The organism is Rhodovulum sp. BSW8 (assembly GCF_003314725.1).
Taxonomy (GTDB): Bacteria; Pseudomonadota; Alphaproteobacteria; order Rhodobacterales; family Rhodobacteraceae; genus Rhodovulum; species Rhodovulum visakhapatnamense.
Genome location: NZ_QNVX01000005.1, coordinates 411,590 through 435,319, shown reverse-complemented (window position 1 = coordinate 435,319; position 23,730 = coordinate 411,590). Strand labels below are relative to the sequence as shown.

Here is a 23,730-nt window from a genome sequence, read left to right as displayed (position 1 = left end):
GTCAAAAGGCCGAAGCCAGGAAAATCGCCGATCGTTGCCGCGCTTCCTCACAGGGTCGTGCCGCGGGACGGCCGCCGGTCCGGCGAGAGCCGGACGCAGCCGGGGCTGCGGGGGCAGGCACTCTCCCGGAAGCGGCGCCATCCGCCACCGAAGCGCGCCCCCGGCGGGCAACCTGACAGCACTACCGGGCATGACGCCCTGACCGTCCCTCACGGGCGGTCAGAGCGGGGCGAAACTGGCCAGATAGCTGCCCGCGATCAGCGCCAGCGCGATCCCGGCGGGAAAGATCACCCGATCCCAGTTCAGATCGAACAGCAGTACCAGCGTGCCTTGCCCCTCGCCCCTTCCGTTCAGACCGGTTGCCTGTGTCATGTCCGTCCTGCCTTTGCATTCGACCGTTGCGCCGGAGGCTAGACGGGGAATGGGGCATCAATTTGGCGACGGGGCACGGCTCGCGCCCCGGACACGGCCCAGCTGCAGGCGGTGGCGTCCCTTCGCCGGGCTCAGGGACAGAAGATGTCGTTGGTAAGCGCGAAGACCATCAACCCGATCAGCAGGGCGAAACCGGTGGCCATCAGCATCCTCAGGGCCTTGTCGCTGGGCGGGCGCCCCACCACGGCCTCATAGGCGTAGAACACCAGATGCCCGCCATCGAGCACCGGGATCGGAAAGAGGTTCAGAAGCCCGACCGCCGTCGAGAGCATGGCGATGAACCATACGAAGCTCTCCAGCCCCTGGCTGGCGGCCGCGCCCGAGGATTCGGCGATGCCGAGCGGCCCCGAGAGGTTGCAGGAACTGATCTTGCCCGCGATCATGTGATACAGGCCCGAGAGGCTCGATTTCACGATGAAACCCAACTGGTCCGCACCATAGGACACGGCCTCCAGCGGTCCGGCCATCCGGGTCGCGGGCTCGAAGGCCAGCCCCCCGGTCATGCCGATCAGCCAGCGCGTCTCGAACCCGCCATCGGGATTGGGCATGTCCATCCGTTTGGGGGTCAGCGAAAAGCTCAGCGTCTCGCCGTCGCGCCAGACGGTCAGGGCGATGGGCGCGCCTTCCGAGGCGGTCACCACGTCCTGCAACTGACGGAAAGCGCGGATCGGCTGGCCGTCGATGGCGGTGATCACGTCGCCTTCCTTCAGCCCGACCTCCATCGCCGCCGATTTCGGCTGGATCGCCGAGACCACCGGTGGGAAGGGATAGGGCCCGGCGACCTCCTGCTCGACCCCGTCGCGGCGCACCAGATAGGCGGTCTCGCTGTCGACCGGCAGGGCCGCCACGGCATCGTAGAAGGCGGTGTAATCGGGGGTTTCGCGGCCATCGAGCGCGAGGATGGCGTCGCCCTCGCGCAGCGCCGATTGCGCGGCGGGCAAGGGGTGCAGTTTGCCCACGGTCGGCGGTTCGATCGCGACGCCGCTGACCACCGCCAGAAACGCGAAGACCGCAATCGACAGCACGAAGTTGAAAACCGGCCCCGCCGCCACCGTCAGGACCCGCGCCCAGAGCGGCGCGCCATGCATGCTGTGGCGCTTCTCGTCCGCATCCATCCCGGCCATGGCGGCGGCGTCCTTGCCGCTGGCCCCGTCGGAATCGCCCAGAAACCGCACATAGCCGCCCAGCGGCAGCGCCGCGATCTGCCAGCGCGTGCCGCGCCGGTCGACCCGAGAGACCAGCACCGGCCCGAAGCCGAGCGAGAACACCTCGGCCCGGATCCCGGTCCAGCGGCCGACGATGTAATGCCCGTATTCATGGACGGTGACGATGATCGACAGCGCCACCACGAAGGCAACGACGGTGAAGGCGGCATTCCCGAACGAGGGAATCAGCGAAGCGATATCCAAGACTTCCAGCCTTATTGTTGTTCAGTGCTGCATCGACCGGACGATCCGCGCGGCCTCTTCCCGTGCGAGATGGTCCACATGCAGCACTTTCTCAAGGCTGAGGTCCGATTTCATCAGATCGGAATCGACCGAAAGCCGATCAAGAACCGCCGCAACCACGTCCGACATCTGCGTGAACCCGATCTCGCGTGCCAGAAACGCATCAAGCGCGGCCTCCTTGCCCGCGTTGAAGGCCGCACCGGCATAGCCGCCCGCCTCCATCACCTCGCGGGCGATCCGGAGCGCAGGCCAGCGCGTCTCGCAGGCCGGCCGGAAGGTCATCTGGCCGATCCTGGCCAGATCCAGCCGCGCGACCGGCAGCGCCGCGCGCTCGGGCCAGTTCAGCGCATAGCCGATGGCATGGCGCATGTCATGCGGGCCGACATGGGCCATGATCGCGCCGTCGCGATAGCCCACCATGGCGTGGATCAGGGATTCCGGATGGACCAGAGCCTCGATCTTCGAAGGCGCGATCCCGAAATACTCCTTGGTCTCGATCAGCTCCATGCCCTTGTTGAACATGGAGGCGGAATCGATGGTGATGCGCTGGCCCATGGCCCAGTTCGGGTGCGACGAGGCCTGTTCGGGCGTGGCCCGGGCCAGATCCTCGATCGGCCAGTCGCGGAAGGCGCCGCCCGAGGCGGTGATGATGACCCGCTCGACCGCCGCCATATCCTCGCCCACCAGCGCCTGAAAGACCGCCGAATGTTCGCTGTCGACCGGCAGCACCCGCGCGCCGTGTTTCGCGGCGGCGCCCAGCAGCAGCGGCCCGGCGGCGACCAGGCTTTCCTTGTTCGCCAGCGCCAGCGTCGTGCCATGCTCCAGCGCCTTCAGCCCCGGCGCGAGCCCGGCAAAGCCCACTATGGCCGACATGATCCAGTCGGCGGGACGGGCCGCAGCCTCGATCAGAGCGGCCTGCCCCGCCGCCGCCTCGACCCCCGATCCGGCCAGCGCGGCCCGAAGATCGTCCAGACACTCGTCGAAGGCGGTCACGGCCAGGTCGGCCTTCAGCGCGATGGCCTGCTCGGACAGTCGCTTGACGTTTCGCCCGCCGGTCAGCGCCACCACGTCATAGCGGTCGGCCCCGCCCTGCCGGGTCAGAAGGTCGATGGTGTTTTCGCCGATAGACCCGGTCGCACCGAATACGGTGATCCGCCGTCGTTGCATGCCGTTCAGAACCTCACTTCAGGGACATAGACGAGCTGAGCCACCAGAAGCATGAAGAGGGAAGCGCCCAGCAGACCGTCGAACCTGTCGAACAATCCGCCATGGCCGGGCAAGAGCGACGAGCTGTCTTTCACGCCGACGCGGCGTTTTAGCGCGCTTTCGGCGGCGTCGCCCATCTGGCTGGCGAAAGACAGAAGCATGGAAATCCAGGGCAGATCCGGCCCCGCATTGGTGAAGGTCAGAAAGATCAGACCGATCAGCATCGCCGCGAACCAGCCACCGAGGATGCCGGACCAGGTCTTCTTGGGGCTGACCTTCGGCCAGAACTTGGGTCCGCCGATGAAGCGGCCCGCGAAATAGCCCGCCACATCGGTCGCGATCACCACGAGGATCAGCCACACCAGCCAGACGACGCCGTGATCGGCGCGGAAGGTCGCCAGCCCGTAGCCCGTGACCAGCATCGCCATGGCGAAGGCCAGATAAAGCCCGCGGTCGCGCGGCAACTGCCAGGCGCCGATCACACAGGGCACCAGCAAAAGCGGAAAGGCCGCATAGCCCGGCAGCACCGAGGCCACCAGCACCGCCGCCCCCGAGACCAGCGCCATCTGGATCGGCAGCCGCCCGGCCGCGCCCGGCACCATCATCCGCGTCAGTTCCCAGACCATCGTGCCCGAGACCAGCGCGGCGAGCCCGGTGAACCAGACCCCGCCCAGCCAGACCGCCAGAATCCCGACCGCCGCCATCACCACTGCCGACCCCAGACGGGGCAGCAGGTCTTCCCAGGACCCACCCGAAGACATCAGCTCAGCACCGCTCCATAGCGCCGCTCGCGCGCGCTGTAATTCCCGACGATCTCGGCGAAATGGGCCGCCGTGAAATCGGGCCAGAGCACGGGCGTGAATTCATATTCCGCATAGGCCGACTGCCACAGCAGAAAGTTCGAGATCCGCGCCTCGCCGGAGGTGCGGATCACCAGATCGGGGTCGGGCAGCAGGCAGGTGTCAAGGAAATGGGCCAGCGTTTCCGCATCCACGTCCTCGGGGTCGAGCCGCCCGGCCGCCACCTCGCGCGCCAGCCGCTTGGTGGCGCGGGCCACCTCGTCGCGGCCGCCATAATTGATGGCGACCGTCAGGTTCACCAGATCGTTGCCGCTGGTGATCTCTTCCAGCGCGTGCATCATGCCGACGAGCTTGGGGTCGAGCCGGTCGCGGTCGCCGATGAACCGCACCCGCACGCCCTTGTCCAGAAGTGCGGTCGCCTCTTTCTGGATATAGCGCCGGAACAGCGTCATCAGCCCGGCCACCTCGACCTGGGTCCGGCGCCAGTTCTCGGTCGAGAAGGCGAAGATCGTCAGGTAGCGGATGCCGAGATCGGGACAGGCCTCGACGATCTCGCGCACCCGCCGCGCGCCCGCCTGATGGCCGAAAAGGCGCGGCCGCCCGCGCATCTGCGCCCAGCGGCCGTTGCCGTCCATGATGACGGCGACATGGGCGGGTCCGCTCTGGTTGTTGTCCTTCGCGGCCACGCCGCCCCCTTTCCGATCCTGCGGGTCCGACCGGCGTCAGACCTGCATGATCTCCTGCTGCTTGGACTCGAGCGCCTTGTCGACCTGGGCGATGTACTTGTCGGTCAGGGTCTGGATCTCGTCATGCCAGATCTTGTTGTCATCCTCGCTCATGCCGGCGGCCTTGGCCTTCTTGAGCTGCTCCATGCCGTCGCGGCGCACGTTGCGCACGGCCACGCGGGCCTGTTCGGCATATTGCGCGGCGACCTTGGTCAGCTCGCGGCGGCGCTCCTCGTTCAGCTCGGGGATCGGCAGCATGATGATGGTGCCGTTGGTCTGCGGGTTGATCCCGAGACCCGATTCCATGATCGCCTTCTCGACCTTGTTCACCATCGACTTGTCCCAGATGTTGATGGTGACCATGCGCGGCTCGGGCACGTTGACGGTGCCGAGCTGGTTGATCGGGGTCGGCGAGCCATAGGCATCGACCATGATCGGATCCAGCATGCTGGCAGACGCACGTCCGGTCCTGAGCGAGGAAAACTCGTGCTTGAGCGACGCCATCGCGCCGTCCATCCGGCGGGTCAGGTCGTCAAGGTCGATGTCCAGCTCGTCTTCCGCCATGGTCTTTCTTCCCGTTGCCTCGTGAAGTCGTGTGTTTTGGTTGCTATACCGCTATCCGTGCACGATTGTATAGGTGCCTTGCCCGGCAAGGATGCCGCGGAAGCCGCCCGGCTCGTCCAGACTGAAGACGATGATCGGCAGGTCGTTGTCACGCGCGAGCGCAATCGCCGAGGCGTCCATCACCTTGAGATTCTTCACCAGGCAGTCGTCATAGGTGATCTCGTCATAGCGCACGGCATCGTCATGCTTGACCGGGTCCTTGTCATAGACCCCGTCGACCTTGGTGCCCTTGAAGATCGCCTCGCAGGCCATCTCGTTGGCGCGCAGCGTCGCGGCGGTATCGGTCGTGAAATAGGGGTTCCCGGTGCCCGCCGCGAAGATGATGACGCGCTTCTTTTCCAGGTGCCGCACGGCGCGGCGGCGGATATAGGGCTCGGCCACCTCGTCCATGCGGATCGCGGTAATGACCCGGCAGAAGACGCCCAGGCCCTCCAGCGCCGATTGCATCGCCAGCGCGTTCATCACGGTCGCCAGCATGCCCATATAGTCGGCGGTCGTGCGCTCCATCCCCTGGGCCGACCCCTGAAGCCCGCGGAAGATGTTGCCGCCGCCGATCACCATGCAGATCTCGACGCCCAGATCGCGCACCGCCTTGACCTCGCGCGCGATGCGCTCGACCGTCGGCGGGTGAAGGCCGAAGCCCTGATCGCCCATCAGCGCTTCGCCCGAGATTTTCAGAAGCACGCGGTTATAGGCCGGCTTCGGTTGATCGGCGCTGCCGTCGCTCATATGGTCTGCCTCTGTTTTCAGGAATGTCAGTCGGGCGGCACAATGTCGGAAAAGCAGGTCGGGTTCAACGCCCATCGGACCGGAACCGGGGCGGCGGGGCTGCCGGATCTCGACCCCGACCGGCCGGTTCTGATCGCGGGGCCGACCGCCAGCGGCAAGTCGGCGCTGGCGCTGGCCATCGCCGAGGCCCGGGGCGGCGTCATCGTCAATGCCGATGCGTTGCAGGTCTTCGAAGGCTGGCGGGTGCTGACCGCCCGCCCCACGCCCGATGAAGAGGCGCGCGTTTCGCATGCGCTTTACGGACATGTGCCTTTCGCGGCGGACTATTCCGTCGGCCACTGGCTGCGCGATCTGGCGCCGCTGCTGGATGGCCCCGACCGGCCCATCGTCGTCGGCGGCACCGGGCTTTACTTCACCGCGCTGACCGAGGGGTTGGCCGAGATCCCGGCGACCCCGCCCGAGATCCGCGCCGAGGCCGACCGGCGTCTGGCCGCCGAGGGGGTCGAGGCGCTGCTGGCCGGGCTCGATCCCGCCACGCTCGACCGGATCGACCGGCGCAATCCGGCCCGCGTCCAGCGCGCCTGGGAGGTGCAGCGCGCCACCGGCCGCGGACTTGCCGCCTGGCAGGACGAGACCCCGCCCCCGCTGCTGCCATTGGGCGCCACGCAGCCTCTGGTGATCGAGGCCGGGCGCGACTGGCTGAACGCCCGGATCGACGCGCGCTTCGAGCGGATGATCGCGGAAGGCGCGCTGGACGAGGTGCGGGCCAACCTGCCCCGCTGGGATGCGGGCCTCCTGTCGGCCAAGGCCATCGGCGCCCCCGATCTGGTGGCGCATCTGCGGGGCGAGATGCCGCTTGCCGGGGCCGTGGCGGCCGCCAAGACCGCCTCGCGCCAATATGCCAAGCGCCAGCGGACGTGGTTCCGGTCGCGACTGGGGCACTGGCCGCGCTGGCCCGCTGGCTGAGCCGGGGACAAGACGCGCGGCAGCCGCGCCACAGGGCAGCAGGCTTCACTTTTGCAGCACCAGCGGCGCTTTACCCAAGGTCCGAATCGTCCCAGGGTTCTCGAGTTCGAACCTCCATGACCCGACGCCTGCCCGGGGTTTTCCTGAATGTCGCTTTTTTCCGAACTTCGCCTGGTTCCGTTCTCGCGTCTGACCAATGGAAGCCGGTGGCGGGTGGAAGCGATGCGCAGCTACTCGGCCCCGCAGCTTTTGTGGATCACCAAGGGCCAGGGCCGGATCACCGTGGGCGGCGTCACGCGCGGCTATGGCGCGCATAACGCGGTCTTCATCCCGGCGCACACCATGCACGGCTTCGAGATGACAACCCAGGTCTACGGCACAGCCATCGTGTTCTCGGGGATGCCGGACATGGACCTTCCGGACGGGCCGCATCATCTGCGCATCCGCGACGGGGCGGTGCAGGCCGAGCTGACGATCCTGGTCGAAAGCCTGCAACGTGAGATTGACGGCCGACGCCCCGAAGCCAAGCGCGCGATCCGCCATCTGGCCGGGCTGGTCTCGGTCTGGCTCGACCGCCAGATCCTGCTGGAGGAAGACGGACCCCGCCGCCCGGATTCGGCCCGCCGCCTGGCCTCGGGCTTTGCCGCGCTGGTCGAAAAGGACTTCCGCTCGGCCAAGTCGGTGTCGGATTACGCGGCCGAGCTGGGGGTCACGCCGACCCACCTGACCCGGGTCTGCAACCGCACCTGCGGGCGCACCGCCTCGGACCTGCTGGCCGAACGCAAGATCAGCGAGGCGCAGCGGCTGCTGGCCGATACCCGCGCCCCGATCAAGGAGATCGCCTCGGCCCTGGGCTATGCCTCACCCGCCTATTTCACCCGCGCCTTCCAGGCCCGCGCCGGTGCCTCGCCCACCACCTTCCGGAAGGGCCATTAGGCGAGGGCGGCGGCTGCGTCGGCCCATACGGCGACCGGGCCAAGGGTTGCATCGCGAAGGGATGTCGTCTTTCCTGCAAGAAGCGATCGCGACACGCCCCGCCGGGACAGGCCCCGGCAGGACGCAGGAAAAGCCGGGATCGGCGCCGCACGACCGGCCCGAAGCCACTGACAGGGAGATCCGAGCCATGACCACGCCTTCCGACCGCGCCGACGCCCGGTCCGACCGGACCCACCCGGCCGCGCGGATGTATGCCCGCGAGCATCGGGCGGGTCTGATGGACCGGCGCGAGTTTCTGGGCCGGGCGACGGCTCTGGGCCTGACATCGGCCGCCGCCTATGCGCTGATCGGCCAGCCCGAACCCGCCCGCGCCCAGACCGTGCCCCAGCGGGGCGGCACACTGAGGATCCAGATGGATTGCCGCGAACTGGCCGACCCGCGCACCTATGACTGGTCGGAAAAGGCCAATGAAACCCGTGGCATCATCGAATACCTGGCCGAACTAAAGCGCGACGGGACGCTGCGCCCGATGCTGCTGGAACGCTGGCAGGCCAATGAGGACGCGACCGAATACACCCTGCACATCCGCCCCGGCGTGACCTGGAACACCGGCGAGCCCTTCACCGCGAAGGATGTTGCCGCGAACCTCGACGGCTGGTGCGACACCTCGGTCGAGGGAAATTCCATGCCCTCCCGGATGGCCGCGATGGTCGAGGATGGCAAGGCGGCCGAAGGCGCCATCGAGATCGTCGACGACCTGACCGTCCGGCTGCACCTCTTGCGGCCCGACGGCACGCTGATGTTCGGCATGGCCGACTATCCGGCGGCGGTGATGCATCGCGACAAGATCGGCACCTCGGTCGCCGATCACGGCATCGGCACCGGCGCCTACATGTTCGAGGAGTTCAAGGTCGGCGAGCGCATCGTGCTGGCGCGCAATCCCGACCATGCCTATTGGGGCGACGGCGCCTGGCTCGACCGGATCGAGTTTCTCGACTACGGCACCGATCCCTCGGCCTGGCTGGCCGGGGCCGATGCCGACGAGTTCGACGTGACCCACGAGACGGTGTCGGATTTCATCGACATCTTTTCCGCGCTCGGCTGGGTCGAAAGCTCGGTCGGCACGTCTTCGACCGTGGTGATCCGCCCCAACCAGGAGGCCGAGGTCGACGGCGTGCGCCCCTATGCCGACGTGCGCGTGCGCCGGGCGCTGGCGCTGGCCATCGACAATTCGGTGCCGCTGGAGCTGGGCATTTCGGGCCGCGGCCGGGAATCGCGCAACAACTTCCACGTCGCGCCGGACGTGCACCCCGACTATGCCGAGATCGAGGCGCATCGGCAGGACATCCCCGAGGCGCTCCGGCTGATGGAAGAGGCCGGGATGATGGACTACGAGCACGAGCTGGTGTCGATCGACGACGATTATCGCAAGAACACCACCGACGCGGTGGCGGCCCAGCTGCGCGACGCGGGCTTCAAGGTGCGCCGGACGGTTCTGCCGGGGTCCACCTTCTGGAACGACTGGACCAAATACCCGTTCTCCTCGACCAACTGGGCGCATCGCGAAACCGGCATCCAGCTGCTGAACCTCGCCTATCGCTCGACCGCCGCCTGGAACGAATGCGGCTTTCGCAACGCCGAGTTCGACGCGCTCCTGGATCAGGCGACCGCCATCGCCGACGATACCGAGCGGCGCGCGGTGATGGCCAGGCTGGAACGGATCATGGTCGACGAGGGCGTCGCCATCATCCCCTATTTCCGCGCGCTGTACCGCCATGCCAAACCGGGCGTGCTGAATATCGAGATGCACCCGAAATACGAAATCAACGTCCACCATCTGGGCTGGGCCTGATCCGGGCCGCGGGCCGGACAGGGCGGCAGGCGAAGGACGGGGGACGGCATGGCCGGGTTCATCATCAGGCGGCTGGGGGTCATGGCGCTGACGGCGCTGTGCATGACCTTTATCGTCTTCCTGCTGACCAACCTGCAGCCGAACCTGGAAAAGCTGGCCAAGACCCAGGCGGGCGCGCGGATCACCGATGCCGAGGTCGCGAGCTGGATCGACCGGAACGGCTATGGCGCGCCGATGCTGACGCGCTATGGCGAATGGCTGGGGGTGCTGCCCGCGCCCCTGGCCACCGACGCGGACGGGCGGGCGGTGGGCGGGCGCTGTCTGCGCGGCCATCCCGGGCTTGCCGCGGACGAGGTGCCGCGCTTTTGCGGCGTGTTGCAGGGCGACTGGGGCTATTCGACCAAGTTCCGCCGCCCGGTGAGCGAGGTAATTGCCGAGCGGCTGCAGCGCACGGGTCTGCTGATGGCCTGGGCCTTCGCGACGATGGTGCCGCTGGCGCTGATCGTGGGCGTGCTGGCCGGGATGCGCGAGGGCTCGGCGCTCGACCGCGGGCTCTCGACGCTCTCGATCGCGACGACATCGACGCCCGAATATGTCTCGGGCGTGATCTTCGTCGCGCTCTTCGCCTCGTCGATGGTCGGGCTGAAATGGTTCACGGGTTCGGCGAAATCGGCGGTCGAGGGGGCGACCTTCCAGAACTTCACCCTGCCTGTCGCGACCGTGGCGCTTTACGGCATGGGCTATATCGCCCGGATGACGCGGGCCTCGATGGCCGAGGTGATGACAGCGCAATACATCCGCACCGCCCGGCTGAAGGGTCTGAGCTTTCGTGCCGTGGTGCTGCGCCATGCGCTGCGGAACGCGCTGATCGCGCCCTTCACGGTGATCATGCTGCAATTCCCCTGGCTCCTGACCGGGGTGGTGATCGTCGAGGCGCTGTTCGTTTATCCGGGCTTCGGCGACGCGCTGGTGCAGGGCGCACAGAACAATGACATAGACCTGCTGCTGGCGGTCTCGGTGGTGGCCGTGATCGTCGTGCTGGCGACGCAACTCCTGTCCGATATCGGCTATGCGCTGCTGAACCCGCGGATCCGCGTCGCATGAGGGGGCCGGGATGGAACGGCTGAGCTGGACCGGCGCGCTGGGTCCCTGGCTGGTCCCCGCGCTCGAGGCCGCGCTGATCGCCCTGGCCCTGGCCGCGCTCGCCCATCCGCTGGCGCTGCTGGCCGGATACCGCCTGGGCCCGGGCCCCGAGGCGGCGCGGTCCGGCCCCGGCAGGGCCGCGCGGCTGACGGGCGGGCTCCTGCGCCTGTCGCTCTGGGCACTGGCGGCGGTGCTGGCGGCCTTCCTGATCGGCGGGCTGCTGGTGCCGCCAGAGGCGAAGGGCATCCTCGGGCGGATTGCGACCCGGCTCTGGCCGGTCTGGCTGTCGCTGGGGGCGAGCTTCGCGCTTGTCGCGCTTTTCCGCCGGCGGCTGGGGCTGCTCGGTCACCTGCTTGGCAACCCGGCTGGCGCCGTGGGCCTTGCGCTGGTGATGTTCTGGGTCTTTGCCGCGCTCTTCGCCGACCAGATCGCGCCCTTCGATCCGGTCACCGACGTGATTGCGGGCATGAAGAACAAGCCCCCCGGCACGCCCCTGCCCGCCCCCGAAGGAACCTACGGCTACTATCTTCTCGGCGGCGACGCGCTTGCGCGCGACGTCTTCTCGCGCGCGGTCGCCGGGGCGCGGGTCGTTCTGGCCATCGCCCCCGCCGCAACCCTCTTCGCCTTCATGGTTGGGATCACGCTTGGGCTGCCCGCGGGTTATCTGGGCGGGCGGCTCGACTTGCTGCTGTCGTTTCTCGCCAACCTCGTGCTGGCCTTTCCGGTGATCCTGCTGTTCTTTCTGCTGGTGACACCCGAGATCGTGGCGATGGGCGTGCCGACCTACATGGCGGGGGCGCTTTTCCTCTTTCCGCTGATCTTCCTCACGATCCTCTGGAACTCGCGCTTCCGAACCCACCCGCCCCTGCGCGCGGCCCTGATCGGGGCAACGCTGGTCCTTGGCGGCTGGCTCTATGCCGGGCTTGCCTGGAATGCCGATCCGTTCGGGGTCGTATCGATGCCTGCGGGTGTGCTGATCGTCTTCGTCTCGGTCGTCTTCGTCAACGCCCCGTCGGTCTTCCGGATCGTGCGCGGGCTGACGCTGGATATCCGCACCCGCGACTACGTGGCCGCGGCCCAGACACGCGGCGAAGGCCCGTGGTACATCATGCTGTGGGAGATCCTGCCCAATGCGCGGGGGCCACTGCTGGTGGATTTCTGCCTGCGCATCGGTTATACGACCATCCTGCTTGGAACGCTCGGTTTCTTCGGCCTGGGCCTTGCGCCCGAAAGCCCCGACTGGGGCACTTCGATCAATGCCGGTCGCGGGCTTCTGCAATTCGTGCCGTTTCCGCCGCTGGTGCCGGCCATTGCGATCATGAGCCTCGTACTGGGGATGAACCTTCTGGCGGACGGTCTCCGCGAGGAAAGCCTCAGGGAATGACGCGATGACGAATTTTCGCAGAAAATTCGCGCCCCGCCCCGACGGGACCGCCCGATGACCGCGCCGCTGCTGGAGATCGACCGGCTTTCGATTGCCTTTGCCACCCGCCGGGGCGACATCCCGGCCGTCGCCGATTTCTCTCTCTCCGTCGCCGCTGGCGAAGCGGTGGGGCTGGTGGGCGAATCCGGCTGCGGCAAATCCACCGTGGCGCTCGGCATCATGCGGGATCTCGGCCGCGCCGGCCGAATCAGCGGCGGCACGATCCGCTTTCGCGGCCGCGATCTCGCCACCCTCTCCGGCTCCGAACTGCGCCGGATCCGCGGCAACGACATCGCGATGGTCTATCAGGAGCCGATGGCCAGCCTCAATCCGGCGCTGCGGATCGGGCGCCAGCTGATGGAAGTGCCTCGACTGCATCGCGGCGCCTCGCGCGCCGAGGCGCGGGAGCTGGCGCGCGAGATGGTCGCCGATGTCGGCCTGCCCGACCCCGACCGCATCCTGGACGCCCACCCGCACCAGTTGTCGGGCGGTCAGCAGCAGCGGATCGTGATCGCCATGGCGCTGATGTCGCGCCCCGCGCTGCTGATCCTCGACGAACCCACAACCGCGCTCGACGTGACCGTCGAGGCCGCCATTGTCGATCTGGTGAAGGGCCTCGGCCGCAAATACGGCACCGCGCTGCTGTTCATCTCGCACAATCTCGGCCTGGTGCTCGAGGTCTGCGACCGGATCTGCGTGATGTATTCGGGCGAGGCCGTCGAACAGGGCCCGGTCCGCCACGTCTTCGACCGGATGCGCCATCCCTATACCCAGGCGCTTTTCCGGTCGATCCCGCTGCCCGGGGCCGACAAGACCACGCGCCCGCTTGAAACCATTCCGGGCAATTTCCTGATGCCGCAGAACCGTCCCAGGGGGTGCAATTTCGGCCCGCGCTGCACCCATTTCGAGGCCGGGCTTTGCGATACCGCCGAGATTGCAATGCGGCCGGTGCCCGGAGCCAGCGACCACGAGGCGCGCTGTCTGCGGTTCGAGAAGATCGACTGGCAGAGCCGCCCGCCCGTCCCCAAGGCCGCAGCCCCCGGCGAGGTGGGCGCGCCGGTCCTGACCGTCTCGGGGCTGAGGAAGTACTACGAGGTCTCCTCGGGCGGGCTCTTCGGGCACCGCCGCCGCAAGCTGGTGCGCGCCAACGAAACGCTCAGCTTCGAGGCCCGGCAATCCGAGACCCTCGCCATCGTGGGGGAATCCGGTTGCGGCAAGTCCACGCTGGCCAAGGTTCTGCTTGGACTGGAAACCGCAACCGCCGGACAGGTGCTTCTGGACGATCGCGAGGTGCAGGAAACCCCGATCCAAAAGCGCGGGCCCCGCGCCGTGGCCGATCTGCAGATGGTGTTCCAGAACCCGTTCGACACGCTGAACCCTTCCAAGCGGGTGGGCGGCCAGATCCTGCGCGCGCTCGAGGTCTTCGGCGTCGGCGCGACCCGCCGCGCGCGGCGCGAGCGGATGTTCGAACTGCTCGATCTGGTCCGGCTGCCGCGCGATTTCGCCGACCGCATGCCGCACCAGCTCTCGGGCGGGCAGAAACAGCGGGTGGGCATCGCCCGCGCCTTTGCGGGCGGGGCCCGGATCGTGGTGGCGGACGAGCCGGTCTCGGCGCTCGATGTCAGCGTGCAGGCGGCGGTGGCCGATCTGCTGATGGACATCCAGCGGACCCGCCGCACGACGCTGATCTTCATCTCGCACGACCTGTCGATCGTGCGCTATCTGGCCGATCGGGTGATGGTGATGTATCTGGGCCATGCGGTCGAGATCGGCAGCACCGCCCAGGTCTTCGCGCCGCCCTATCACCCCTATACCGAGGCCCTGCTGTCGGCGGTACCGGTCCCCGATACCCGGGTCGAGAAGACCCGGATCGTACTGGAAGGCGACGTCCCCTCGGCCATCGACCCGCCGCCGGGCTGCCCGTTCCAGACCCGCTGCCACTGGAAGGACCGGGTGCCGAACGGGCGCTGCGCACGCGAGTTGCCGCCGATGGTCGAGCTTGGCTCCGGCCACCGGATCCTTTGTCACCTCTCGGCCGAGGCGCTCGGCGAAATGGAGCCGGTCTTCCGCGTCGCCGCCGAATGACCCGCGCGAGGCGACCGGGTCCATGATAGGCTCGGGGCAGCCGAGGAGGTCGCCCCATGCTGACACTTTATCACGCCCCGCTGACGCGCTCGACCCGGGTGGTGCAGCTGATCGCCGAGATGCGGATCGAAGACAGCGTCGAGGTGCGCCTGACCGACATTCCCCGTATCGACGGCAGCGGCGCGCGCGATCCCGCCAACCCGCATCCCGAAGGCAAGGTCCCGTTCCTGGTCCACGGCTCGGTCGGCATCCGCGAAACCAACGCGATCCTGCTGTACCTGACGGATCTCTACCCCGAGACGCCGCTTGGCCGGCCGGTCGGGCATCCGGGGCGCGGCAGCTACCTGTCCTGGCTCTTCTGGTATGGCAACGTGATGGAGCCGGTCTATCTGGCCGAGCGCCTGGGCCTCAGCGATCCCGCCATCGCCAGAACCTGGCGCGGAACCGACGAGGCCGCGGCGACGCTGGGGGCCGCGCTGACACAGCATCCCTATCTGGTCGACGAGATGTTCTCGGCCGCCGACCTGCTGATCGCCTCGACCTATGGCTGGTTCCGCGACCTGATCCCCGACGATCCGGCGGTCCGGGCCTGGGTGGACCGCTGTCTCGACCGTCCGGCGCTGACCGGGGTTCTGGAGCGCGACCGGGCCGCGATGGCCGACCGGACCGAGCGGGCACCGGCCTGACCCCGCGCACGCCCCCTGCCCCGGCACGCCTCCGGCACAGGGTGCTTTCCCCGACGACCCCACAGAGCCCGCGGAACCCGCAGAACCCGCACCCCGCATGCGAAAGGGCCGCGCCTTGCGGCACGGCCCTTCGAAACCCGATGAAACGCCGATCAGCGTTTCGAGAACTGGAAGCTCCGGCGGGCCTTGCGGCGGCCGTATTTCTTCCGTTCGACGACGCGGCTGTCACGGGTCAGGAAGCCCGCAGCCTTCAGCGCCCCGCGCAGCGAGGGATCGTAAAGCTGCAGCGCCTTCGAGATGCCGTGCTTGACCGCACCGGCCTGGCCCGAAAGACCGCCGCCGGCAACCGTCGCCATCACGTCGAACTGGTCCTCGACACCGGCCACGGTGAACGGCTGGCGCAGGATCATCTGCAGCACCGGACGGGCGAAGTACGCCTTGATGTCCTTGCCGTTGACGGTGACCTTGCCCGAACCCGGCTTGATCCAGACGCGGGCGACCGCGTCCTTCCGCTTGCCGGTGGCATAGGACCGGCCCAGCGAGTCGCGGACGGGTTCGCGGGGCGCGCTATCGTCCGCCGAGACGGCGGGCTTGCCGGAAACGACCGACTGCAGCTCGTCGAGAGATTTGATTTCTTCGGCCATCACGCGCTCCGGGTGTTCTTCGAGTTCATGGACTTGACGTCCAGCACTTCGGGGTTCTGGGCCTCGTGGGGATGCTCGGCCCCGGCATAGACGCGCAGATTGGTCATCTGCTGGCGGCTGAGACGGTTGCCCGGCAGCATCCGCTTGACCGCAGCGACCACGACGCGCTCGGGATGGGCGCCTTCGAGGATCTGCTCGGCGGTGCGGTGCTTGATCCCGCCCGGATGGCCGGTATGCCAGTAGTATTTCTTGTCGGTGCGCTTCTTGCCCGTCATCTGCACCTTGTCGGCGTTGATGATGATGACGTTGTCGCCCATGTCCATGTGAGGCGTGAAGGACGGCTTGTGCTTGCCGCGCAGACGCATGGCGACGATCGAGGCGAGACGGCCGAGAACGACGCCCTCGGCGTCGATCAAGATCCATTTCTTCTCGATATCCGCCGGGGTAGCGGTAAAGGTTTTCATTGGCTCTGCCCTGTATCGGCTGAAAGGTCGGCCCGGGAACGGCGCGTCCGCCCCGAAACTCGGATGGGGGCTTTCTAAGCATTTCCCCACACAGGTCAAGGGCCTTGCGCGCAGGTTTATTGCGTAAATACAATGACTTAGAAAAACGGTATTGAGATACCCCAATATTCGCGGCCGCAAGGGGCAAAACTGCGAAACGCCGACCGTTTCCGGCCGGCGTCAAAAGGAACCGGACGGGTGCGGTCAGGCGCGACGGCGGCGCATCAAGGCCACCGCCCCCACCGCCGCCCCCAGCAGCGGCAGCGTCGCCGGCAGCGGTACCGGCGCCGGATCGTCCGGGGGCAGCTCGCCCGCGAAGGCCTGCGCATGAACCTGCCCGCGCAGAACGGCCGAGCCCGCGAAGATGTTGCCCTCGACGGCGGTCGAGTTGGTCAGCGCCGCGTTCCCGGCCAGGATCGAGCCGTACATCTGCCGACCGAGCGTGACCGAGGTCGCCTCGTAGAAGTTCCAGATGATGCGCTGGCCGTCGCTGGCCTGCAGGCCCAGCATGTTGTCCTCGATCAGGATCGAAGACCCCGCGACGTTCAGGATCAGCGTGTCGGCCGCGCCAAGGTTGAAGTCGATCTGACCGATCGAGCCGCCGAAATCGGAGATGTCGAAGTTGTAGACGCTGATGCCGCCGCCGGTCGCCGCGATGTTCAGCGTGTTGCCGCCACCGCTGACCGTCGCCGTTCCGGTGGCCGCCAGTTTCGACAGATCCTCGGACGCCTGGTTCAGCGTGTCGACGACATCGGTCGGAAACAGCGCCTCGAACGCGGTGTTGCCCGCAAGCCCGTCTTCGACCCGAACACCGTCAAAGGAGGGCGTTTCCCTGTTGTTGATGTTGGTCGTCGGCGACAGCGTGCCACCGGCCAGCACCTCGCCGGTCCGCTCGACACCGAACTGCACGGTATCGACAGAGACGTCGCCCCGGACCGCCAGGGTGGTGCCGTTGCTTCCGATGCGAACGCCGCCGGATCCGGTCACGTTGCCTTCGACGATCACGTCGGCATAGTCCGAGGCCGGAAGCGGGCGATTGGCGAAATCCGCCTTGCCGGCCGAAGCCACCAGATTGCCGCCCACATAGGCGCGGCCGTAATTGTCCTGGTTGGTGTCGAGATTGCCTGCGGTGACGATCGAGAACTGGGCAAGGATCTCGGAGGCCGAAAGGGTCGCCGCGGGCGCAGCCGCTCCGAGCGAGACCGCCATCGCGGTCGCAAGCAGGAATTCCATTTTCATTTCAAGTATTCCCCCAAAAAGAACTCGCACAGGGATCTCCGCAGCGGCCCCCACCGGCACGGCCCCCAATGGATAGGCTTTTAATTGTTCCAGCTCGACACGGCAAGAACCGCATTCCGGACCTCGCCGAAAGCGCGCGATCACGCGACGTCACCGAACGAGGCGCGCCGCAACGCGGCAGGTTTTGGTGCGACATGGGGCACTTTCTGGGCCTTTTCGCGAGTTTTCTATTGATCGAATCCGAAACCTTCCCTAGGTGAGCCGGACGATCGGACCCGATCCCAACTTCGGATCTTCCCGGGGGGGCGCTAAGGGACCGGCTGGATTCAATCTGCTGGTAAGAAGGGGCGCGCCATGACTGACGCCAACCTCTTCCGACTGGGGATCGGTCTGGAGACAGGCGCCCATGCGGAAGATCACCGCGGCCACTCGGCCGTCAACGCCACTCGCGACGTCTTCGACGACGCGCGTGACGATCATTTCATACGTCGTGACGGCCGGATCTTCGCCGGAACCCATCTCATCATCGAGGTGGTCGACGGCGAGGGGCTTGACGACGAGGCCCGGATCCAGAAGGCGTTTCGCGACTGTGTCGATGAATGCGGCGCGACGCTTCTGCACATCCACACCCACAAGTTCAGCCCCCAGGGCGTGAGCGGGGTGGCCGTGTTGGCCGAAAGCCATATCTCGGTGCACACCTGGCCCGAGATCGGCTATGGCGCCTTCGACGTCTTCATGTGCGGCGATGCCGAGCCGTGGCGGGCGGTCGAGGTGCTGCGTGCGGCCTTCGACGCGGGCGATATCCGGGTCAAGGAGCTGCTGCGCGGCGAGGACGTGGTGGCCGCGCGCGTCGCGGCCTGACACGGACGCATCGCCGGTCAGCCGCGCCAGAACGGTCGCGCCGCCTCGCGGCGCGCCGTCTTGGCGTCGATGCCGATATCCTGCAACAGGGGCGGTGCCAGCCGGGCCAGATCCGCCCGGGTGCGATGGTTTCTGAGCCAGCGCGCGAAAAGCCGCGCAAGCGGCCCGGTGCTGGCCCTGCGGATCGGGAACAGGACGGTTTGGCGGACGGTCATGGCGGTCTCCCAGGGATGTGCACCGGGGCCGATCCTGCCCGCATTGCGCGCCCCGGTGTTTCGGCCCCGACCGAAGGGTTTCGACTTGACCCCGATGACGAGCCCCGGAAGGCTGGCCCCATGAAGGACGGTCCCGACATTTCCCGCATTGCCGCGCTGATCGGCGACCCGGCCCGCGCGTCGATCCTGACGGCGCTTTTGTCGGGCCGGGCGCCGAGCGCGGGCGAACTGGCCTGCGAGGCCGGGATCGCGCCTGCTACCGCCTCGGGGCATCTGGCGCAGCTGACCGAGGCCGGGCTGATCTGGCCGCGCAAGCAGGGCCGTCACCGCTATTTCGCGCTGGCCGGAGACGAGGTCGCAAGCGCACTCGAGACGCTGAGCGGGCTTGCCGCCGCCAAGGGCCATCTGCGCAGCCGCCCCGGCCCGCGCGATGCAGCCCTCCGCGAAATCCGGGTCTGTTACGACCATATGGCGGGCGCCCGCGCGGTCGCGATCTTCGACAGCCTCGCGGCGCGCGGGTATCTGACCGTCACGCGCGAGGACGTGGCCCCGACCGACCGGGGCGCGGCCTTCTTCGCCGGGCTCGGCATCCCCCTGCCCCGGACCGGACCCGGGCGGCGCCCGCTCTGCCGTGCCTGTCTGGACTGGAGCGAGCGACGCTCGCATCTCGCGGGCGCGCTGGGCGCGGCGCTTCTGACCCGCTGTCTCGAGGCCGACTGGCTGCGCCGTCCGGCCCGGGGGCGCCATCTTCATCTGACCCCGGCGGGCGCGCAGGCCCTGGCCGAGGCCTTTCCGACCTGACCCGCGCGGCCGGGTCCCCATCCGACAGATCTCAAGGAGCGACGCGATGACCGACACCCCGATCCCGGGCTGGACCCTCGAACGCCTGCACAAGGGCTATGGCCAGGCGCTGGAGGAAACCGAGGTGCTGTATGACAGCCAGACCGACCACCAGCGGCTGCGGGTCTTCGAAAACCCGCGCTTCGGGCGGGTGATGACGCTCGACGGCGTGGTGCAGGTGACCGAGGCCGACAACTTCATCTATCACGAGATGCTGACCCATGTGCCGATCCTCGCCCATGGCGCGGCCAGGCGGGTGCTGATCATCGGCGGCGGCGATGGCGGCATGGCGCGAGAGGCGATGCGGCATGCTTCGGTCGAGAGCGTGACAATGGTCGAGATCGACGCGGGCGTGGTCGAATTCTGCAAGACCTATCTGCCCGGCATCAGCAAGGGCGCCTTCGACGACCCGCGGCTGACCCTCGTGATCGACGACGGGGCCGCCTTCATGCGCAAGACCGACCAGAAATTCGATGTGATCGTCGTCGATTCCACCGACCCGGTCGGCCCGGGCGAGGTGCTCTTCACCGACACCTTCTACGGCCATGCCAAGCGCGCGCTGACCGAGGGAGGCATTCTGGTCACCCAGAACGGCGTGCCCTTCGTGCAGGGCGAGGAACTGACCAATTCGATGCGCGCCTTCAAGGCGCTCTTTGCCGACTGGGGCTGCTATATGGCGACGGTGCCCACCTATGCCGGCGGGCCGATGGCCTTCGGCTGGGGCACCGACGGGCCGGGGCGCGGGGCGACGCTGGCCGAGATCGAGGCGCGGTTCGCGGCGGCGGCCATCGAGACCGACTATTACACGCCCGAGATCCACAAGGCGGCTTTCGCGTTGCCGGGCTATGTCCGGCGGCTGATGCCCTGAGGCACGGAGCCGGACAGCCGTGAGGGCGGGCGCGCCGCCCGGGGCCAGCGGCCCCCGGGCGGCACCTGACGGCCCATGCGGAGGGACTGTTTGCCACCGCCGTATGGGCCGGTTCGGCGTCGGGGGGCGGTTCGCACCCCGCCCCCCCCCACACGCCGGCTGCGCCTAGCCGATCAAGCCCGACCGGTCGCCCAGCGTGTCGTAGTGCCGTTTCAGGCGTTGCAGAGCGATCCGCAGCACGATCTTGCCCGAGCGCGCCGACCAGCCCATGCGCTGCTCGGCCTGCTCCAGCCCTTCGAGAAAGCAGCAGCAGCGCAGCGCCACGTCGCCAAGCCCCGGACCCAGCTCGCGCAGCGCCGCGGCCACGCGGTCCCGGGCCGCGGCCGAGCCTCCGGATGCTCCATCCGCGCCGAAGAACGTCCCGCGATCGCCCCCGGTGAGGAACCGGTCCCAGTTCTGGGCCACCCGCGGCCCCAGCTGCGCTACCTCGAAATCCTCGCGCAGCCGTTCGCCTGCCGCCACCAGGTCGTGGCTCAGGAACGGGTGGCCGTCCTTCTCCTTTCGCCGTGCCAGAATGGCCAGCGGCGACTCGGCGCGGTTGAAACGGATCCGCTCGGCGCGGGCGTTCTTCTGCACCTCCCAGTCGCGATGCTGGGCGGCAAAGGGTGTCGGCGCCTCGCCGAAGCCTTCGCGCCGCTCGATCTCTTCGGCCTGCAGCCGCTTGAACGCGGCGCGCCCGGCGGTGCTGATGTCGTAGATCGTTACCCGGCCACGGTTGCGGCAGGTGATCCAGTCCTTCAGGGCGAAGGCCTCGGCAACCGAGCGATCCACCACGGCGGTCCGGGTGGTCTGGCCATCGGCGCTTTCGCGCAGAATGGCAGCCTTCTCCATGTCGCGGGCGACCGCCATGAAGGCACCGGGTTCGTTCAGGCGCCGCAGCAGGCGCAGAGCCTCGCGGTCGATCGTGGACTCGTCCGCTGCCGGGGGCCGCGGGCGCGTTGTCGGAGACATATGGGGGCTCTCCTTCTGGGGGGCGGACGCATCGGACTGGCCGCCAAGCCGGTTCAGCGCGTCGTCGATGAGGGGGTCGTCCCGCCGGGTTTCGACCCGGCGCACCTGACGCATGACCGTCGAGGGATGGCACCCCTCGATCCGGGCTAGTTCGCGCAATGAAACGCCTGCCTCGGTATGCGCCAGATATAGCCGCGCCGCCTGCGGGAGCCAGGCCGGAGCGGACTGATTTGGGCACTGCGTTCCCACAACAAACCTCTCTTGAGCTTTTTGGAGAGGCGGTCCCATGGAGCACCAGGCGACCGCACAATACAATCCAAGGTTGTTTTGGTTACCGTTTGGTTAAGAATAAATCCACACGTTCATTCTTGTTTCCAAATCATAAAAATTCCTGTGGATAACGCGCGCCCAAAATGCCGGATGCGCAACACCCGCTCAGGTTGTGCGAGGATGCCTCCTGTCATCACTCGGAGATCGCGCCATGAACATGCTTCCCGCCACGCTCGCCACGCTGCGCCGCCCTCGCCTGCTGGTCCGTGCGGCCAGGTTCGGCCTTGGCGATTATCGCCGCGAACGCGACCTCGCGCGGCTCATGCAGGGGCGGCTGCCGGACAACGCCCAGACGGTGCTGGCCTGGCTGATCGATCAGGAACAACGAATGGAAGCCATCCGGCAGTCGGGAGACGCCGGGTACTCGACCGCGCGGCATATCGAGCTGCTGATCGCCCTGATGGCCGAAGCCCGGCTGATCTGCGATTTCGAAAGCCAGCGGACGACAGAGTGAGGGGCGGGCCCGGCCAGGGCCGAGCCGCCCCTCACCGGGGCAGGTCTCCGGTCAGACGAAGGCGTCTGGCATGTCCGCCTTGCGCCGGGCCACGTAATCCTCGACCGCCTCGCGTCGCGCCGGATCGAGCGGTGGCGCCTCGTAGCGCGCCAGAAGCCGGGTGACCCGGTCGGCCGCAAGCGTGGCCGTGTCGCGCGCGCCTTCCTCGTCCCAGGTCTCGAAGGGCTTGTAGTCCAGAAGGTCGGTGCGCCAGAACGCGTCGCGAAAATGCGCCTGGGTATGGGCGCAGCCAAGGAAGTGCCCGCCGGGGCCCACCTCGCGCAGCGCGTCCATCGCCTGCGCCGCCGGGTCGGTGGCAATGCCCGCCGCCATCCGGTGCAGCGCGCCAAGCTGGTCGGCATCCATCACGTATTTCTCATAGCTCGCGACCAGCCCGCCTTCCAGCCAGCCCGCCGCGTGCAGCATGAAGTTGACCCCAGCCAGCAGCGCCGCGTTCAGCGTGGCGGCGGTTTCGTAGGCGGCCTGCGCGTCTGGCAGTTTGGACCCGCAAAGCGCGCCCCCCGACCGGAACGGCAGCCCCAGGCGCCGCGCAAGCTGGCCCGCGCCGTAAAGGATCTGGCTCGCCTCGGGCGTGCCGAAGGTCGGCGCGCCGGAATTCATGTCGATCGAGGTCACGAAGGCCCCGAAGATCACCGGCGCGCCGGGCCGCACGAGCTGCGAATAGGCCACGCCCGCCAGAACCTCGGCCAGCACCTGGGTCAGCGTTCCCGCCACCGTCACCGGCGCCATCGCGCCGCCCACGATGAAGGGCGAGACGATGCAGGCCTGGTTCGCCGCGGCATAGACCTCGAGCGCGCCCATCATCGTCGCATCGAAGGTCAGCGGCGAGTTGATGTTGATGAGCGAGGTCATCACCGTGTTCTCGGCCACGACGTCCTTGCCGAACAGCAATTCGCACATCGCCACCGAATCCCGCGCCCGCGAGGGTTCGGTGACCGAGCCCATGAACGGCTTGTCGGACAGGGTCATGTGGGCATGGATCATGTCGAGATGGCGCTTGTTCACCGGCACGTCGGTCGGTTCGCAGACGGTGCCGCCCGAATGGTGCATCCATTTCGACATCTGGCCCAGCTGCACGAAGCGGCGGAAATCCTCCATAGTCGCATAGCGCCGGCCGCCGTCGATATCGCGCACGAAGGGCGGTCCGTAGACCGGCGCCAGCACCAGGTTGCGCCCGCCGATCTCGACATTGCGCTCGGGGTTGCGGGCATGCTGGACAAAGCGGGCGGGCGCGGTCGCGCAAAGCTTGCGCGCGAGGCCCCGCGGGATGCGGACCCGTTCGCCCTCGATCTCGGCGCCCGCCTCGCGCCAGCGCGCCAGCGCGCCCGGGTTGTCGACGAAATTGACCCCGATCTCGGCCAGCACGGTTTCCGCATTGGCCTCGATCAGTTCCAGCGCCTCGGCGTTCAGGATCTCGAAATCGGGAATGTTGCGGGTGATGAAGCGCGCGGTCTCGATGCCCACATTGGTGCGCGCGGCCCGGCGCGCGGCGCCGCCGCCCCCTCGGGCGCGGCGCCCTGCGTTCCCCTCAGCCTCGGACATGCACGTCTCCCGTCGATCTGGTCCAGCCTTTCCCGGTTCTAGCGCCGATGCCGCGCCAAGGGCCGCGCGGTTTGCGCCCTTTCCTTCGCCGTCCGCGACATCGGCCCG

General features: G+C 67.9%; 24 protein-coding genes. 11 read left to right on the top strand and 13 right to left on the bottom strand.

The features are described 5' to 3' along the window. Positions 1-219 precede the first annotated feature (219 nt). The 7 genes from DSD19_RS21625 to pyrH form a co-directional block, all read right to left on the bottom strand. The gene (locus DSD19_RS21625) at positions 220-372 is read right to left on the bottom strand and encodes a hypothetical protein (protein WP_165828036.1); all 153 of its coding nucleotides are present in this window, start codon (positions 370-372) and stop codon (positions 220-222) included. A gap of 131 nt (positions 373-503) precedes the next feature. Then, complete coding sequence (gene rseP / locus DSD19_RS04315; RefSeq protein ID WP_113668639.1) at positions 504-1,841, bottom strand: RIP metalloprotease RseP; 1,338 nt, start codon at positions 1,839-1,841, stop codon at positions 504-506. A 21-nt stretch (positions 1,842-1,862) separates the two neighbouring features. Continuing rightward, positions 1,863-3,047, bottom strand: coding sequence for a 1-deoxy-D-xylulose-5-phosphate reductoisomerase (gene dxr / locus DSD19_RS04310; protein WP_113668638.1), 1,185 nt, complete (start codon positions 3,045-3,047; stop codon positions 1,863-1,865). Positions 3,048-3,052: 5 nt separating this feature from the next. Further along, complete coding sequence (locus tag DSD19_RS04305; protein ID WP_075785849.1) at positions 3,053-3,847, bottom strand: phosphatidate cytidylyltransferase; 795 nt, start codon at positions 3,845-3,847, stop codon at positions 3,053-3,055. Beyond that, positions 3,847-4,521, bottom strand: coding sequence for a polyprenyl diphosphate synthase (uppS, locus tag DSD19_RS04300; RefSeq protein WP_081382296.1), 675 nt, complete (start codon positions 4,519-4,521; stop codon positions 3,847-3,849). The genes DSD19_RS04305 and uppS overlap by 1 nt, the downstream gene beginning before the upstream one ends. An 87-nt stretch (positions 4,522-4,608) precedes the next feature. Further along, entirely contained in the window at positions 4,609-5,175 is a 567-nt protein-coding gene (gene frr / locus DSD19_RS04295) for a ribosome recycling factor (protein ID WP_075785847.1), read from the bottom strand. A 51-nt stretch (positions 5,176-5,226) separates the two neighbouring features. After that, a complete protein-coding gene (pyrH, locus tag DSD19_RS04290; RefSeq protein ID WP_075785846.1) occupies positions 5,227-5,964 on the bottom strand; it encodes a UMP kinase in 738 nt (245 codons plus the stop codon). A 42-nt stretch (positions 5,965-6,006) separates the two neighbouring features. Between pyrH and miaA the strand changes: the two genes are divergently transcribed. The 7 genes from miaA to DSD19_RS04255 all read left to right on the top strand — a co-directional run bounded on the left by miaA (position 6,007) and on the right by DSD19_RS04255 (position 15,055). Beyond that, entirely contained in the window at positions 6,007-6,930 is a 924-nt protein-coding gene (gene miaA, locus DSD19_RS04285; RefSeq protein WP_113668637.1) for a tRNA (adenosine(37)-N6)-dimethylallyltransferase MiaA, read from the top strand. A gap of 147 nt (positions 6,931-7,077) precedes the next feature. Continuing rightward, positions 7,078-7,866 (top strand): AraC family transcriptional regulator, encoded by a 789-nt coding sequence (locus tag DSD19_RS04280; RefSeq protein WP_075785844.1) that lies wholly within the window; start codon positions 7,078-7,080, stop codon positions 7,864-7,866. A 187-nt stretch (positions 7,867-8,053) separates the two neighbouring features. Further along, on the top strand, positions 8,054-9,718 hold the full coding sequence (locus tag DSD19_RS04275) for an ABC transporter substrate-binding protein (RefSeq protein WP_113668636.1): 1,665 nt from the start codon (positions 8,054-8,056) through the stop codon (positions 9,716-9,718). Positions 9,719-9,766: 48 nt separating this feature from the next. Beyond that, positions 9,767-10,822 carry an ABC transporter permease gene (locus DSD19_RS04270; RefSeq protein WP_113668635.1) on the top strand — a complete coding sequence of 352 codons (1,056 nt, stop codon included), beginning with the start codon at positions 9,767-9,769 and terminating at the stop codon, positions 10,820-10,822. A gap of 10 nt (positions 10,823-10,832) precedes the next feature. Continuing rightward, positions 10,833-12,245: an ABC transporter permease gene (locus DSD19_RS04265; RefSeq protein WP_113668634.1), complete on the top strand. Its 1,413-nt coding sequence runs from the start codon at positions 10,833-10,835 to the stop codon at positions 12,243-12,245. A 54-nt stretch (positions 12,246-12,299) separates the two neighbouring features. After that, positions 12,300-14,369 carry an ABC transporter ATP-binding protein gene (locus DSD19_RS04260; RefSeq protein ID WP_113668633.1) on the top strand — a complete coding sequence of 690 codons (2,070 nt, stop codon included), beginning with the start codon at positions 12,300-12,302 and terminating at the stop codon, positions 14,367-14,369. 56 nt (positions 14,370-14,425) lie between these two features. Then, positions 14,426-15,055 (top strand): glutathione S-transferase family protein, encoded by a 630-nt coding sequence (locus DSD19_RS04255; protein WP_113668632.1) that lies wholly within the window; start codon positions 14,426-14,428, stop codon positions 15,053-15,055. Between the two features lie 152 nt (positions 15,056-15,207). Here DSD19_RS04255 and rpsI read toward each other — a convergent pair whose 3' ends face one another. The 3 genes from rpsI to DSD19_RS04240 all read right to left on the bottom strand — a co-directional run bounded on the left by rpsI (position 15,208) and on the right by DSD19_RS04240 (position 17,435). After that, positions 15,208-15,699: a 30S ribosomal protein S9 gene (gene rpsI, locus DSD19_RS04250; protein WP_075785838.1), complete on the bottom strand. Its 492-nt coding sequence runs from the start codon at positions 15,697-15,699 to the stop codon at positions 15,208-15,210. After that, on the bottom strand, positions 15,699-16,163 hold the full coding sequence (gene rplM, locus DSD19_RS04245; RefSeq protein ID WP_075785837.1) for a 50S ribosomal protein L13: 465 nt from the start codon (positions 16,161-16,163) through the stop codon (positions 15,699-15,701). Before rplM ends, rpsI begins: the two co-directional genes overlap by 1 nt. A 243-nt stretch (positions 16,164-16,406) precedes the next feature. Continuing rightward, positions 16,407-17,435, bottom strand: coding sequence for a collagen-binding domain-containing protein (locus DSD19_RS04240; RefSeq protein WP_165828035.1), 1,029 nt, complete (start codon positions 17,433-17,435; stop codon positions 16,407-16,409). A 360-nt stretch (positions 17,436-17,795) separates the two neighbouring features. Here DSD19_RS04240 and speD point away from each other — a divergent pair, with 360 nt between their 5' ends. Continuing rightward, the gene (gene speD, locus DSD19_RS04235) at positions 17,796-18,302 is read left to right on the top strand and encodes an adenosylmethionine decarboxylase (protein WP_113668630.1); all 507 of its coding nucleotides are present in this window, start codon (positions 17,796-17,798) and stop codon (positions 18,300-18,302) included. 17 nt (positions 18,303-18,319) lie between these two features. On the opposite strand, the gene DSD19_RS04230 is transcribed toward speD, so the two are convergent. Then, entirely contained in the window at positions 18,320-18,517 is a 198-nt protein-coding gene (locus tag DSD19_RS04230) for a DUF1127 domain-containing protein (RefSeq protein WP_113668629.1), read from the bottom strand. A 120-nt stretch (positions 18,518-18,637) separates the two neighbouring features. Between DSD19_RS04230 and DSD19_RS04225 the strand changes: the two genes are divergently transcribed. Further along, positions 18,638-19,318, top strand: a complete 681-nt coding sequence (locus tag DSD19_RS04225; RefSeq protein ID WP_113668628.1) for a helix-turn-helix transcriptional regulator — start codon at positions 18,638-18,640, stop codon at positions 19,316-19,318. A gap of 46 nt (positions 19,319-19,364) precedes the next feature. Continuing rightward, positions 19,365-20,225 carry a polyamine aminopropyltransferase gene (gene speE, locus DSD19_RS04220; RefSeq protein WP_113668627.1) on the top strand — a complete coding sequence of 287 codons (861 nt, stop codon included), beginning with the start codon at positions 19,365-19,367 and terminating at the stop codon, positions 20,223-20,225. A gap of 165 nt (positions 20,226-20,390) precedes the next feature. On the opposite strand, the gene DSD19_RS04215 is transcribed toward speE, so the two are convergent. Beyond that, positions 20,391-21,395, bottom strand: a complete 1,005-nt coding sequence (locus DSD19_RS04215) for a DUF6456 domain-containing protein (RefSeq protein WP_243627675.1) — start codon at positions 21,393-21,395, stop codon at positions 20,391-20,393. 322 nt (positions 21,396-21,717) lie between these two features. Here DSD19_RS04215 and DSD19_RS04210 point away from each other — a divergent pair, with 322 nt between their 5' ends. Next, positions 21,718-22,020: a DUF6477 family protein gene (locus tag DSD19_RS04210; RefSeq protein WP_075785830.1), complete on the top strand. Its 303-nt coding sequence runs from the start codon at positions 21,718-21,720 to the stop codon at positions 22,018-22,020. A 51-nt stretch (positions 22,021-22,071) separates the two neighbouring features. Here the strand turns inward: DSD19_RS04210 and DSD19_RS04205 are convergent, their stop codons facing one another. Further along, positions 22,072-23,622 (bottom strand): trimethylamine methyltransferase family protein, encoded by a 1,551-nt coding sequence (locus tag DSD19_RS04205; RefSeq protein WP_113668625.1) that lies wholly within the window; start codon positions 23,620-23,622, stop codon positions 22,072-22,074. Positions 23,623-23,730: the final 108 nt, after the last annotated feature.